11 protein-coding genes and 1 pseudogene are annotated in these 12,768 nt (G+C 66.3%); 2 read left to right on the top strand and 10 right to left on the bottom strand.

The annotated features are described in order from the left end of the window. The first annotated feature begins 402 nt into the window (after positions 1-402). Positions 403-1,302, top strand: coding sequence for a RecB family exonuclease (locus ACFE99_RS07210; RefSeq protein WP_375483804.1), 900 nt, complete (start codon positions 403-405; stop codon positions 1,300-1,302). On the opposite strand, the gene ACFE99_RS07205 is transcribed toward ACFE99_RS07210, so the two are convergent. The 5 genes from ACFE99_RS07205 to metH form a co-directional block, all read right to left on the bottom strand. Further along, on the bottom strand, positions 1,299-1,781 hold the full coding sequence (locus ACFE99_RS07205) for a DUF4126 family protein (RefSeq protein ID WP_375483802.1): 483 nt from the start codon (positions 1,779-1,781) through the stop codon (positions 1,299-1,301). The genes ACFE99_RS07210 and ACFE99_RS07205 overlap by 4 nt on opposite strands. A 68-nt stretch (positions 1,782-1,849) precedes the next feature. Beyond that, positions 1,850-2,710 carry an ATP phosphoribosyltransferase gene (gene hisG, locus ACFE99_RS07200; protein WP_375483800.1) on the bottom strand — a complete coding sequence of 287 codons (861 nt, stop codon included), beginning with the start codon at positions 2,708-2,710 and terminating at the stop codon, positions 1,850-1,852. After that, positions 2,711-2,992 carry a phosphoribosyl-ATP diphosphatase gene (locus ACFE99_RS07195; RefSeq protein ID WP_375483798.1) on the bottom strand — a complete coding sequence of 94 codons (282 nt, stop codon included), beginning with the start codon at positions 2,990-2,992 and terminating at the stop codon, positions 2,711-2,713. Positions 2,993-3,112: 120 nt separating this feature from the next. Then, on the bottom strand, positions 3,113-4,513 hold the full coding sequence (locus tag ACFE99_RS07190) for a sugar porter family MFS transporter (RefSeq protein ID WP_375483796.1): 1,401 nt from the start codon (positions 4,511-4,513) through the stop codon (positions 3,113-3,115). A gap of 5 nt (positions 4,514-4,518) precedes the next feature. Then, positions 4,519-8,106: a methionine synthase gene (gene metH, locus ACFE99_RS07185; RefSeq protein WP_375483794.1), complete on the bottom strand. Its 3,588-nt coding sequence runs from the start codon at positions 8,104-8,106 to the stop codon at positions 4,519-4,521. A gap of 68 nt (positions 8,107-8,174) precedes the next feature. On the opposite strand from metH, the gene ACFE99_RS07180 reads away from it, so the two are divergent. Continuing rightward, positions 8,175-9,053, top strand: coding sequence for a PAC2 family protein (locus ACFE99_RS07180; RefSeq protein WP_375483792.1), 879 nt, complete (start codon positions 8,175-8,177; stop codon positions 9,051-9,053). Between the two features lie 76 nt (positions 9,054-9,129). On the opposite strand, the gene ACFE99_RS07175 is transcribed toward ACFE99_RS07180, so the two are convergent. From ACFE99_RS07175 to ACFE99_RS07155, 5 genes and pseudogenes are all read right to left on the bottom strand, one after another. Then, complete coding sequence (locus ACFE99_RS07175) at positions 9,130-10,008, bottom strand: SDR family oxidoreductase (protein ID WP_375483790.1); 879 nt, start codon at positions 10,006-10,008, stop codon at positions 9,130-9,132. Between the two features lie 25 nt (positions 10,009-10,033). Next, complete coding sequence (mshC, locus tag ACFE99_RS07170) at positions 10,034-11,269, bottom strand: cysteine--1-D-myo-inosityl 2-amino-2-deoxy-alpha-D-glucopyranoside ligase (protein WP_375483788.1); 1,236 nt, start codon at positions 11,267-11,269, stop codon at positions 10,034-10,036. Between the two features lie 21 nt (positions 11,270-11,290). Further along, positions 11,291-12,064 (bottom strand): 3'(2'),5'-bisphosphate nucleotidase CysQ, encoded by a 774-nt coding sequence (locus ACFE99_RS07165; protein WP_375483786.1) that lies wholly within the window; start codon positions 12,062-12,064, stop codon positions 11,291-11,293. Positions 12,065-12,115: 51 nt separating this feature from the next. Further along, a complete protein-coding gene (locus ACFE99_RS07160) occupies positions 12,116-12,451 on the bottom strand; it encodes a DUF2505 domain-containing protein (RefSeq protein ID WP_375483784.1) in 336 nt (111 codons plus the stop codon). Between the two features lie 32 nt (positions 12,452-12,483). After that, positions 12,484-12,768, bottom strand: a pseudogene (locus ACFE99_RS07155) (phosphatidylinositol kinase); the annotation flags it as partial.

The following is a 12,768-nucleotide window of genomic DNA, read 5'->3' as shown; positions in this document are numbered from 1 at the left end:
CGGATACGTGGGTTGGTCACAGGGCCATCCCGACGGGCCTGCCGGTGGACGCCGTGGTGGTGGCGCGGCGGATAGCGCGAGTCGTGCCGACCGTGCAAGGCGCCGGCCGGGCTAACGGTCATGGGACCGTGATGGGTGCATTCGACATCACGCCCGTGCCTGGCCTGACTCATCGGTTGACGATCCTTTGTGAGGTCAATCAATTGCCTGTGGCTGGCATAGCGCGGCCTCGCCGTCCACGGATGCAACTTTCCCTGTTTGCGCGGTCAGGAAACTTGTTGCCGACGGACGACGAGGTGTGTCGATCGCACGAGTGGGCTCCGCACGTCTGCCTCATCCGTTTAGACACAGACATCGGTGTGGTAGCGGGTTTTTGTCGGAGCCTTGTGATTGCATCAGGCCATGACATCGACGTGCGCCGGCGCGCCTCCTGCTCCCACGGAGGCCCTGCGGCCGGCGTTGTCACCGTCACGGGCGGCCGACTTCAAGCAGTGCCCTCTGCTGTATCGGTTCCGCGCGATCGACCGGCTGCCTGAGCCGCCGTCGACGGCCCAGTTGCGGGGATCGGTGGTCCATGCCGCACTGGAACAGCTCTACGCCTTGCCGCCGGTGCAGCGTGACCGTGACACCGCGCTGGCGCTGGTGGCACCGGCCTGGGAGCAGATGATGGCCGAGGAGCCGGCGTTAGCCCGCGCCCTTGACCTTGCACAGCAGGCCGAATTTCTCGACGAGGCCCGCGCGTTGTTGTCCGGCTATTACCGGTTGGAAGACCCGACCCGATTCGACCCGCAAAGCTGCGAGCAGCGCGTCGAGGTCGAGCTGGCCGATGGCACGCTGCTGCGCGGCTTTATCGACCGCATCGACGTCGCGCCGACCGGTGAGTTGCGGGTGGTCGACTACAAGACTGGCAAGGCGCCGCCGGCGGCGCGTGCACTGGCGGAGTTCAAGGCTTTGTTTCAGATGAAGTTCTATGCGGTGGCACTGCTGCGTTCGCGCGGTGTGCTTCCGACCCGGTTGCGGCTCATCTACTTGGCCGACGGTGAGCTACTCGACTATTCCCCCGACCACGAGGAGCTGCTGCGCTTCGAGAAGACGCTGATGGCGATCTGGCGGGCCATCCAATCCGCCGGTGCTACTGGGGATTTCCGATCCAGGCCGTCGCGGCTCTGCGATTGGTGCCCGCACCAGCAACACTGCCCGGCTTTCGGGGGGACGCCGCCGCCCTACCCAGGGTGGCCCGCTGGCCAGCGCACGGAGCCGACGGGGGTTGGTGCCAGCGACGCCGCTGAAAGGCTTTGCTAGAGAACCGCAGGCATCGCCGCAACGGCAAGCCCGCCCAGGACCGCGACCGTATCTTCCAGCAGCGCCACTGAGCGGTCGTGGCCGCCGGTGGCGCCGACCAGTCGGATACGTGCCTCATAGCCGCCGAGCGTGCCGAGCACCGCGCCAACGGCACCCGAGCCGAGCCCGCTCCAGGTGTAACCCCACGCGGTGCCGATAACAGCGCCAGCGAACGCGCCCAACAGGATTCGCGCGATGAACGAGGCGGCGGCGGTGCGGCTCGGGGTCATCGGCAGTTTGTCGGTGACCAGTTCGATAACCACAAGGACGGTGAGGATGGCGACCGTCACCGGGTGAGCCACCCACGACGCCCACGTCCCCCCGAGGTTGATCCAGTCGAGCAGCGCGGCCCACGCAACCACCGCGGGAGCTGTCAAGGCACGTAATCCGGCGACGACGCCGATCAACAATGCGAAGAGCAGCACAAGGGAGTGCGTCACGGCGATCCTCCTGGCACGGGGACAGTCCGGCACGCTAACACAGCCGCGGCGCGGATACCGCGACGTGATCAGAATCGGCAGAAACGGACGTCGGACGCCAGGATCGCCTTTGCTCCGATAGCGGCGAGCTCGTCCATGATCGCGTTGACGTCGCGCCGCGGTACCAGTGCACGGACCGCTACCCAGTCAGGGTCGGCCAGCGGCGCGATGGTCGGTGACTCCAACCCCGGTGTGATCGAGGTGGCTTGGTCAAGCGCCGAACGCGGACAGTCGTAATCGAGCATCAGATACTGCTGGCCGAACACCACGCCCTGTACGCGGGCCACCATCTGGTCGCGGGCCGCAGCGTGGGCAGGGTCCGATTGACCGGGATCGGCTCGTTCGATGAGCACCGCCTCGGAATCACACAGCGGTTCACCAAAGGCCACCAAATCGTGCAGCCCAAGCGTGCGACCGGACCCCACCACGTCGGCGATGGCATCGGCGACTCCCAGCTGCACCGAAATCTCCACAGCGCCGTCGAGCCGGATCACGGTCGCTTCGATTCCCTTGGCGGCCAGATCTTTTCGTACCAGATTCGGATAGGCGGTGGCGATTCGGACGCCGGTCAAATCGGCGGTGGTCCATTCACGACCCGCCGGCGCCGCATATCGGAAGCTGGAGGACCCGAAACCCAGCGCCAACCGTTCGCGCACCGGCGCGTTGGACTCACGCACCAGATCCAGACCAGTGATCCCGAAGTCGAGATCACCGGATCCGACGTAGACGGCAATGTCTTTGGGCCGCAGAAAAAAGAACTCGACATTGTTGACCGGATCCAGCACGGTCAGATCCTTGGGGTCGGTGCGGCGACGGTAGCCGGCTTCCGACAAGATTTCGCTCGCCGGCTCGCTGAGCGCACCCTTGTTGGGCACCGCGACGCGCAGCATCTAGAGCTTCCGGTACACGTCGTCGAGGCTGAGTCCACGCGAGATCATCAGCACTTGTGTCCAGTAGAGCAACTGGCTGATCTCTTCGGCCAACGCGTCGTCGGGCTCGTATTCGGCGGCCAGCCACACTTCGCCGGCTTCTTCGAGGATCTTCTTGCCGAGCTCATGGACTCCCCCGTCCAACGCGGCAACGGTGGCGCTGCCGGCCGGTCGGTCGCGGGCACGCTCGCCGAGTTCGGCGAACAGATCCTCGAAAGTCTTCACGGCCAGCGATTGTTTCACGTGCCGGCCAGCAAAGTCACGGCAGTTTTGAGGTATGGTCCGCTTCAGCGGCGAGCAGGCACAAATGCCGGGTTGACCACGTGGCTGTGTACAGACACGCCCGCTCGAACACGAAAACGTTCACTCGTGCAACATCTCGGCATGCATGTCTTCCAGGGAGACGCCCTTGGTCTCCCGGACATGTCGCCACACGAACACAAACGACAACGCGGCGCACAGTGCGTAAAAGCCGTACGCCAAGCCGAGCGCCTCACGCAGCGCCGGAAAGGTGAACGCGACCGCAAAGTTGGTCAGCCACTGGCAGGCGGATGCCAATCCGACGGCCGCGGCACGGATGCGGTTCGGAAACATCTCGCCCAACAGCACCCACAGCCCCGGTCCCCACGACACTGCAAACGCGACGACGAAGAGGTTCGCGGCGATCAGCGCGACCACACCGGAAGCTTCGGTGAGGTGCGGCTTGCCACCGGCGAACGGGACGTGGGCGAAGACGGCGGACAACGTCGCCAACATCAACGCCATGCCCGCCGAGCCGGTCAACAGCAGCGGCTTGCGGCCGACCTTGTCGATCAGCGTCATAGCGATCAATGTGATCACCACGTTGACGACCGAGGTGGCCACGGCGATGCCGAACGATGCATTCTCCCCGAAACCCACCGCCTGCCACAGCACGCTGCCGTAGTAGAAGATCACGGTGATCCCGACCAGCTGCTGAAACACCGCCACCCCGAGGCCCACCCACACGACCCGGTACAAGCCGCCGGACGGCTTGCGCAAATCACGCCACGACGGTCGATGGTCTCGTCTCAACGTCTCGTGGATGCGATTGACCGTGAGGTCGACTTCACTGTCGTCGAGCACCAGGGAAAGCACTCGGCGTGCTTCTGGAATTTGTTGTGCCGCAACCAGATAGCGCGGGGATTCCGGAACCCTGAAAACCAGCGCACCATAGAGGATCGCCGGGATGGTCTCTGCCAGGAAGGTCCAGCGCCAGGCGGCCAACCCCAGCCATAACTCTGCGCGGGAACCGCCCGCGATGTGAAACGGCACCCAGGCCACTGCCAGGGCCAGGAAGATGCCGCACACGATCGCGAGCTGCTGCAGCGAGCCGAGCCGACCGCGGATACGCGGTGGCGAAATTTCGGCGATATAGGCCGGCGACACCACAGAGGCGATACCGATACCGAAGCCGCCCACCGCGTGGCACACGACGAAGATCCAGATGTTGCCGGCCAGCCCGGTGCCGAGCCCGCACACCAGATAAAGCGCGGCCGCAAGCTTCATCATGGACCGCCGGCCCATCCGGTCGGCGATCCGGCCCGCGGTGATCGCTCCTGCCGCAGCCGCCAGCGGCCCGGCGCCGGCTGCCAAACCCAACAGCGCGTTGCCGACCCGGAATTGGTCTTGCAGCGCAGCCACCGCTCCGTTGGTCACCGAGACGTCGTAGCCGAAGAACAGCCCGCCGAGCGCGGCTATCGACGCGAACCGGACGGCGGTCCGCACCGGCGCTGAGTAAGCCATAGGCGTCAGACGTTGAAGTACTTGGCCTCGGGGTGATGCAGGATGAACGCGTCGGTGGACTGCTCGGGATGCAGCTGCATCTCCTCCGACAGGCTCACCCCGATGCGCTCCGGCTGCAGCAGCGCCATTGTCTTGACCCGGTCCTCCAGGTCAGGGCAGGCGCCGTAGCCGAACGAGAACCGGGCGCCGCGATAGCCGAGCTTGAAGTAGTCCTCCACGGATTCCGGGTCCTCGCTGGACATCGCCCGGTCGCCGGAGAAGCGCAGCTCCTCGCGGACCCGCCGGTGCCAATACTCGGCCAGCGCCTCGGTGAGCTGTACGCCGATGCCGTGCACCTCCAGATAGTCGCGGTAGGAGTTGGACGCGAACAGCTCGTTGGCGAACTCGGCGATCGGGTCACCCATCGTCACCAGCTGGAAGGGCAGCACGTCAACTTGGCCACGTTCACTGGCCAGGGCCCGTGACCGGACGAAGTCGGCGACACAGAGGAACCGGTCGCGCTGCTGGCGCGGGAAAGTGAAGCGGAACCGCTCCGGCGCATCAGGTGTCGGCTCGGCAAGGATGATCACGTCGTCACGCTCGGAGACCGCCGGGAAGTAGCCGTACACCACCGCGGCGTGCGCCAGCACCCCATCGGTGGACAGCCGGTCCAGCCAGTAACGCAACCGCGGCCGCCCTTCGGTCTCCACCAGCTCTGCATACGACGGGCCATTGCCGCCGCGGGCGCCGCGCAGACCCCACTGGCCCAGGAACAGCGCGCGCTCATCAAGCAGCGCGGCGTAGTCGGCCACCGCCAGGCCCTTGACGATCCGCGACCCCCAGAACGGCGGCGTCGGCACCTCGACATCGGCGGCGACGTCGGAGCGCTCGGGTATTTCTACTGGTGTCTCAGCGGCTTTGCGTTGTGCAGCAATGCGTTTGGAGCGCTCGTGGCGGGCCCTGCGTTCGGCTTCCTTTTCCCGGGCAGCGATCGCCTCCGGGCTTTCGGTGTCGGGCAGCTCGCCGCGCTTGGCGCTCATGATGGTGTCCATCAACTTCAGGCCCTCGAACGCGTCGCGGGCGTAATGCACTTCACCCTCGTAGACTTCGGCGAGGTCGTTTTCGACGTAGCTGCGGGTCAACGCTGCGCCGCCAAGCAGAACCGGGAACTTCTCGGCAACCCCTCGGGTGTTCATCTCCTCGAGGTTTTCCTTCATCACCACGGTGGATTTCACCAGCAGACCTGACATGCCGACAACATCGGCGCTTTTGTCTTCCGCGACTTCGAGGATGTTGCCGATCGGCTGCTTGATGCCGAGGTTGACCACCTCGTAGCCATTGTTGCTCAAGATGATGTCGACGAGGTTCTTGCCGATGTCGTGCACATCGCCCTTGACGGTGGCCAGCACGATGCGGCCCTTGCCGCCGTCGTCGGCCTTTTCCATGTGGGGTTCTAGATACGCGACGGCGGCTTTCATCACCTCGGCCGACTGCAACACGAACGGCAGCTGCATCTGCCCCGAACCGAACAGCTCCCCAACGGTTTTCATGCCGGCCAGCAGGTTCTCGTTGATGATGGCCAGCGGCGGCTTTTGCGTCATCGCCTCGTCGAGATCGGCTTCCAGACCGTTGCGCTCGCCGTCGACGATGCGCTGGGCCAGCCGCTCGAAGAGCGGCAGCTTGGCTAGCTCGGCGGCGCGGGATTCCTTTGACGACGCCGCCGACACGCCCTCGAACATCCCCATCAGCTCTTGCAGCGGGTCATAGCCGTCGCGGCGGCGGTCGTAGATCAGATCGAGCGCCACCGTGCGCTGGTCTTCTGGAATCCGGTTGATCGGCAGGATCTTCGACGCGTGCACGATCGCCGAATCCAGCCCCGCCTCCTGGCATTCGTGTAGGAATACCGAGTTGAGTACTTGGCGTGCAGCGGGATTGAGGCCGAACGAGATGTTGGACAACCCGAGCGTGGTTTGCACGCTCGGGTGGCGTTTCTTCAGTTGGCGGATCGCCTCGATGGTCTGGATGCCGTCTTTGCGTGACTCCTCCTGACCGGTGGCGATGGTAAAGGTCAGGCAGTCGATGAGGATGGAGGATTCATCGACACCCCAATTGCGGGTGATGTCGTCGATCAGCCGTTCGGCGATAGCGACTTTCTTGTCGGCCGTGCGGGCCTGGCCCTCTTCGTCGATGGTCAGCGCGACCACCGCCGCGCCGTGTTCGGCGACCAGTTCCATGGTCTTGTGAAACCGAGACTCAGGACCGTCGCCGTCTTCGTAGTTGACCGAGTTGATCGCGCAGCGCCCACCCAAGTGCTCCAAACCTGCTCGCAGCACCGCGGTTTCGGTGGAGTCCAGCATGATCGGCAGCGTCGACGCGGTGGCCAGCCGACTGGCCAGCGCGGTCATATCGGCCGCCCCGTCGCGGCCCACGTAGTCCACGCACAGATCCAAAACGTGTGCGCCGTCACGGGTCTGGTCTTTCGCGATGTCCAGACACTTCTGGTAGTCCTCGGCGATCATCGCCTCGCGGAATGCCTTGGAGCCATTAGCGTTTGTCCGCTCACCGATCACCAGCACCGACGCCTCTTGCTTGAACGGGACCGAGGTGTACAGCGACGACACCGCCGGCTCGTAGGCGATCTGCCGCTGCCCGGGCGTCACGGTGCGCACGGCCTCGGCGACCTTGCTGATGTGCTCGGGCGTGGTGCCGCAGCAGCCGCCGACCAGCGAGAGGCCGAACTCGGCGATGAAACCGGCCAGTGCCTCGGCCAGCTCGTCGGGCTGCAGCGGGTATTCGGCGCCGTTGGCGCCCAGCACCGGCAAGCCCGCGTTGGGCATCACCGACACCGGGATGCGGGCGTGGCGCGACAGGTAGCGCAGGTGCTCGCTCATTTCGGCCGGCCCGGTGGCACAGTTCAGTCCGACCATGTCGACACCGAGCGGCTCAATTGCGGTCAGCGCGGCACCGATCTCGCTGCCCAGCAGCATGGTGCCGGTGGTCTCCACGGTGACGTGGGTGATCACCGGGATGTGCCGCCCGGCCTGATTCATCGCCCGCCGTGAGCCCAGCACCGCCGCCTTCAGTTGCAGCAGGTCCTGGCAAGTCTCCACGAGGATGGCGTCCGCGCCGGCCTCCAGCATGCCCAGTGCGGCCTCGGTGTAGGCGTCGCGGATCAGCGCGTATTCGGTGTGGCCGAGGGTGGGCAGCTTGGTGCCCGGCCCCATCGACCCCAGCACGTAGCGTTTGCGCTCCGGCGTGGAAAGCTCATCGGCCACCCCGCGCGCGATCGCGGTGCCCCGGTGCGCGAGGTCGCGGATCTTGTCGGCGATGTCGTAGTCGCCGAGGTTGGGTAGGTTGCAGCCGAAGGTGTTGGTCTCTACCGCATCGGCGCCGGCCTCGAAATAAGCGCGGTGAATCCGTTCGATCACATCGGGCCGGGTCTCGTTGAGGATCTCGTTGCAGCCCTCCAGGCCGCGGAAATCATCAAGCGTCAGGTCCGCTGCCTGCAACTGGGTGCCCATGGCACCGTCGCCCACCATGACGCGTTGCGCCAAGGTGTCGAGCAGGTCGGTGTCGTAGGCGTGATCGTTCGAGAAAGTCACCCCGGCAAGCATAGCTGGCCTATCCAAATGCTCTGTTCGTCACAGCGCGAACAGGCTGTGCAACGCCGTACGCTGATCCTGTGACCCCGCCCGATGCCAGGGCCGCGCTGCCCGAACTGCACAACACCGTCGTGGTGGCGGCTTTCGAGGGCTGGAACGACGCCGGCGACGCCGCCAGCGACGCCGTGGAGCACTTGGACGCCATCTGGGAGGCCGAGCCGATCGTCGAGATCGACGACGAGGCCTACTACGACTACCAGGTGAATCGGCCTGTGATCCGCCAAGTCGACGGCGTCACCCGCGAGCTGGTGTGGCCGGCGATGCGGATCACGCATTGCCGCCCGCCGGGCAGCGACCGCGACATCGTGCTGATGCATGGGGTGGAGCCGAATATGCGCTGGCGCACGTTTTGCGCCGAGTTGCTGGCTATCGCCGACAAGCTCAACGTCGAGACCGTGGTGATCCTCGGGGCGCTGCTGGCCGACACGCCGCACACTCGGCCGGTGCCGGTGTCGGGGGCGGCTTACTCGCCGGAGTCGGCTCGGCGCTTCGGCTTGGAGGAAACCCGCTACGAGGGCCCCACCGGCATCGCCGGAGTGTTCCAGGACGCCTGCGTGGCGGCCGGAATTCCGGCGGTCACCTTTTGGGCGGCGGTGCCGCACTATGTGTCTCAGCCACCGAACCCCAAGGCCACGGTCGCGCTGCTGCGCCGCGTCGAAGACGTGCTCGACATCGAGGTGCCGCTGGCCGACCTGCCGGCCCAAGCCGAGGAGTGGGAGCAGGCGGTCAGCGAGATGACCGCCGAGGACGAGGAGATCGCCGAGTACGTTGCCTCGCTCGAGCAGCGCGGCGATGCCGAAGTCGACATGCATGAGGCGCTGGGCAAGATCGACGGCGATGCGCTGGCCGCCGAGTTCGAGCGCTACCTGCGGCGTCGCCGCCCCGGCTTCGGGCGCTGATTCTGCGGCGAACGTGGACTTTTGACACGCCTGCCGGCGGCATAGCGTGCCTCAAATCCACACTCGCGCAAGGGTTCTAGCGCTGCTCGAGTGCTTCGGTGTGGGCGCTGGTGGAACGGCCCAGCGCGGCCACTTCGGCGTCCATCCGCGGCAGCAGATCCGGCACGAACCGCCGCACCGGCGCCTCGCCCACCGGAGTCGACAGCAGCGGCCGCAGCCAACGGACCGCTGCAACCCAGCGTGGGCAGTTGATGCGGCGCTTGCGCCGCTCGATGCCCTTGACGAAGGCCCGCGCGCACTTGTGCACCGACGTTGTGCGGTTGAGCGGATACGGCAGTTTGCCGATCATCTCGGCGAACGTGGCCAGGTCGGCCTCGCTGTCCTGCACCATCGCCGTGTCGATCCACGACATGTGGGCCGATCCGACGTCGACGCCGAGATGCGCCACCTCCAGCCGCAGCGCGTTGGCGAAGTGCTCGACCGCGGCTTTGGAAGCGTCGTAGGGCGCCATACCCGGGGCGGCGGCGTAGGCGGCCAGCGACGAGACGATCAGCACGTAGCCACGCCGGTCGATCACCGATGGAAGGGTGGCCCGCACCGTGTGGTACACCCCAAGCACGTTGACGTCGATCAGCCGCCGAAACGCGTCCGGGTCGACTTGGAGAACTGACCCGTAGCTGGCTATTCCGGCATTGGCCACCACGGTGTCGATGCCGCCGAACCGTTCGACGGCGTGGTCGACGGCAGCTTGCATCGCCGCGCGGTCGCGCACGTCGCCGACAACGCTCAGCACCCATTCGTCACCGAGTTCGGTGCCCAACTTGTTCAGCGCTGCCTCGTCGAGGTCGGTCAGGACCAATTTGGCGCCCTTGTCGCGCAACCGACGTGCGACTTCCGCGCCGATTCCCCCTGCAGCACCGGTGATTAATACGACTTGGGAACTGACTGGCGTCATGGGGGGAAACGTACCGCCGCGGCGATTACAGGTCTACACCGAGCAGCGCATCGACCGCGGTTGCCACCGTCTGCGGAGCAGCGGAGTCGTGGCCCCCGTACTCGAACGCATCGGCGACCCAACCGTCAACGGCGGCAAGGGCTTTCGGGGTATCGAGGTCGTCGGCCAAGTATTGGCGAACCCGGGCGACGGTGTCGGTGGCATCGGGACCGACGGAAAGTGCGGTTGCGGTACGCCACCGGTGCAACCGAGCGGTCGCCTCGTCGAGGAGTCGGGTATCCCAGTAGCGGTCGGCGCGGTAATGCCCGGCCAACAAGCCCAGCCGGATGGCCGACGGCTCGACGCCTTGCCCGCGCAGCGTCGAAACCAGCACCAGGTTGCCCCGGCTCTTGGACATCTTGTGCCCATCCCAGCCGATCATCCCGGCGTGTACGTAGTGGCGGGCGAATCTCCGCTCCCCGCTGACACATTCGGCGTGCGCGGCGGTGAACTCGTGGTGCGGGAAGATGAGGTCACTGCCGCCGCCCTGGATGTCGAAGCCGGTACCGATGCGGCTCAGCGCGATCGCGGCGCATTCGACGTGCCAGCCGGGCCGGCCGGGCCCGAACGGCGCCGGCCAGCTCGGTTCTCCCGGTCGCGCGGCCCGCCACATCAGCGCGTCGAGTTCGTCGCTCTTGCCTTGGCGGTTCGGGTCGCCGCCACGCTCGGCGGACAGCCGCAGCATCGTTTCGCGGTCATAGCCGGACTCGTAGCCGAACTGCAGCGTGGCGTCGGCCCGGTAGTAGACGTCGGGGTATTCGCCGTCGACAAGGTAGGCCGCGCCGGAGGCCAGCATCTTCTCGACCAGCTCGACGACTTCCGCGATCGCCTCGGTCGCTGAAACGTATTGCTGCGGAGCCAGCACCCGCAGCGCCGCCATGTCGTCGCGGAAGAGCGCGACTTCGCGCGCGGCTAGTTCGCGCCAGTCGACACCGTCGCGGTCCGCGCGCTCGAACAAGGGGTCGTCCACGTCGGTGACGTTCTGCACGTACTGCACCTCGTGACCCAGATCCAGCCACAGCCGATGCACCAGGTCGAAGGCCAGATAGGTCGCGGCGTGGCCCAGATGGGTGGCGTCGTAGGGGGTGATTCCGCAGACGTACATGGTTGCGGTTCGACCCGCGGCCACTGGGCGCACCTGGCGATCGGCGGTGTCATACAGCCGCAGCTCCGGCCCGCGTCCCGGCAACACCGGTCGGGGCGGGGAGAGCCAGGATTGCATACCGTCGACTTTAAGCGCCGGTCAGCTGGCCAACCGAATGGCGCCCAGCAGCACGTCGGCCAGCTCCGGGCGGCACATCAGCAGATCAGGTAGATACGGGGCGGGCCGGTTGTAGACCAGCTCGGAGCCGTCCAGCCGGGACGCGTGCAGGCCAGCCGCCAACAGCACGCCCGCGGGCGCGGCCGAGTCCCACTCCCACTGCCCGCCGGCATGGATGTAGGCGTCGGCATCGCCGCGCACCACCGACATCGCCTTCGCGCCGGCCGAACCGATCCGTACCATTTCGATATCCAGCCGTTCCCGCAGCCGGTACAGCACCGCGGGCGGCCGGCTTGCGCTGGCAGTAATACGAATCGGCCCCGAGCGCGCCGAGGTGTGCGCGCTCACGGTGTCGCTGCGGTACAGCTCACCGATCGCGGGCAACGCGACCGCTGCGTCGGTAATGGCACCGTGCGGCCCGCGGTCGCGCTGCCACAACGCCACATGGACCGCCCAATCGTCACAGCCGGGCGTGGAGAACTCGCGGGTGCCGTCCAGCGGGTCGATGATCCACACCCGGTCGGCCTCCAACCGGGAGAGGTCGTCATAGGCTTCCTCGCTGAGCACCGCGTCACCTGGCCGCTCGGCTCGCAGCCGCCGCAGCAGCAGTGAGTTGGCCTGCGCATCGCCGGCATCGCCCAGAAGCCAGGGATAGTCGAACCCGACGTCGTCGCGCACCGCCAGCAACAGCTTTCCGGCGTCCTCGGCCAATTGAGCGGCCAGCGCAGCGTCGGTCAGGTCGCGGGCTTGGCTCACCGATCCAGTATGCCGACGGCCGATTGAGACTGGTCGTTGCGCGGCCTAAGGTCAGCGGTTTTCTACGATCCACTCTGCGGTGAAGCGCTGGAGTTGAGTGATGCCGGTGGCCAGTTGGGTCCCGATCATGTTTTCGATGGGGCCTCCGACCAGTGGGACCTTGACTGCCACGGTCCCGCTCAGCTCCCACCGCGAACCATTGCTGGCCGGCGCAAGCAACGCCTCGCAAATCCCGGAAAGCGGTGCCCCGCGCATCGCCACGGTGACCTCGCCGCGCACCCGGCCTCCGTCGATGGGGGTCCATTTCTCGCTTGGATCGTGTCCAGTCCGAGAGGATTTGGTCGACGCTGGCCGGAGAGTCAACCGAGTAGGCGAACGACGCGGCATAGCAAGGGAGCGTATCGATTTCGATCGTCGCGTCAGAACGCCGGCCACGGAATGGGACGATGCCGGTCGGGAGTGGGCATCACCGGATTGTCCAGCAACGCACGAGCCCGCCGGCGTAACGCCGAGATTTCCCGGGCAGTGATGTGCCGGGCCAGCGTGTCGGCGAGCGGGCCGCGCAGCGCTTCGGCCAGTCGGGCGACCGCGTCCAGAGTTTCGTCGTCGATGGGCTTGCCCGCCCAGCCCCACAAGACCGTTCGCAACTTGTCCTCGGTGTGCAGGCAGACACCGTGGTCGACGCCGTAGACGCGCCCGTCGAG

The sequence above is a fragment of the uncultured Mycobacterium sp. genome (assembly GCF_964249325.1).
In the GTDB taxonomy this organism is placed as follows: domain Bacteria; phylum Actinomycetota; class Actinomycetes; order Mycobacteriales; family Mycobacteriaceae; genus Mycobacterium.
The sequence above is the reverse complement of the archived record's forward strand: the minus strand, read 5'-3'. Positions and strand labels throughout refer to the sequence as shown.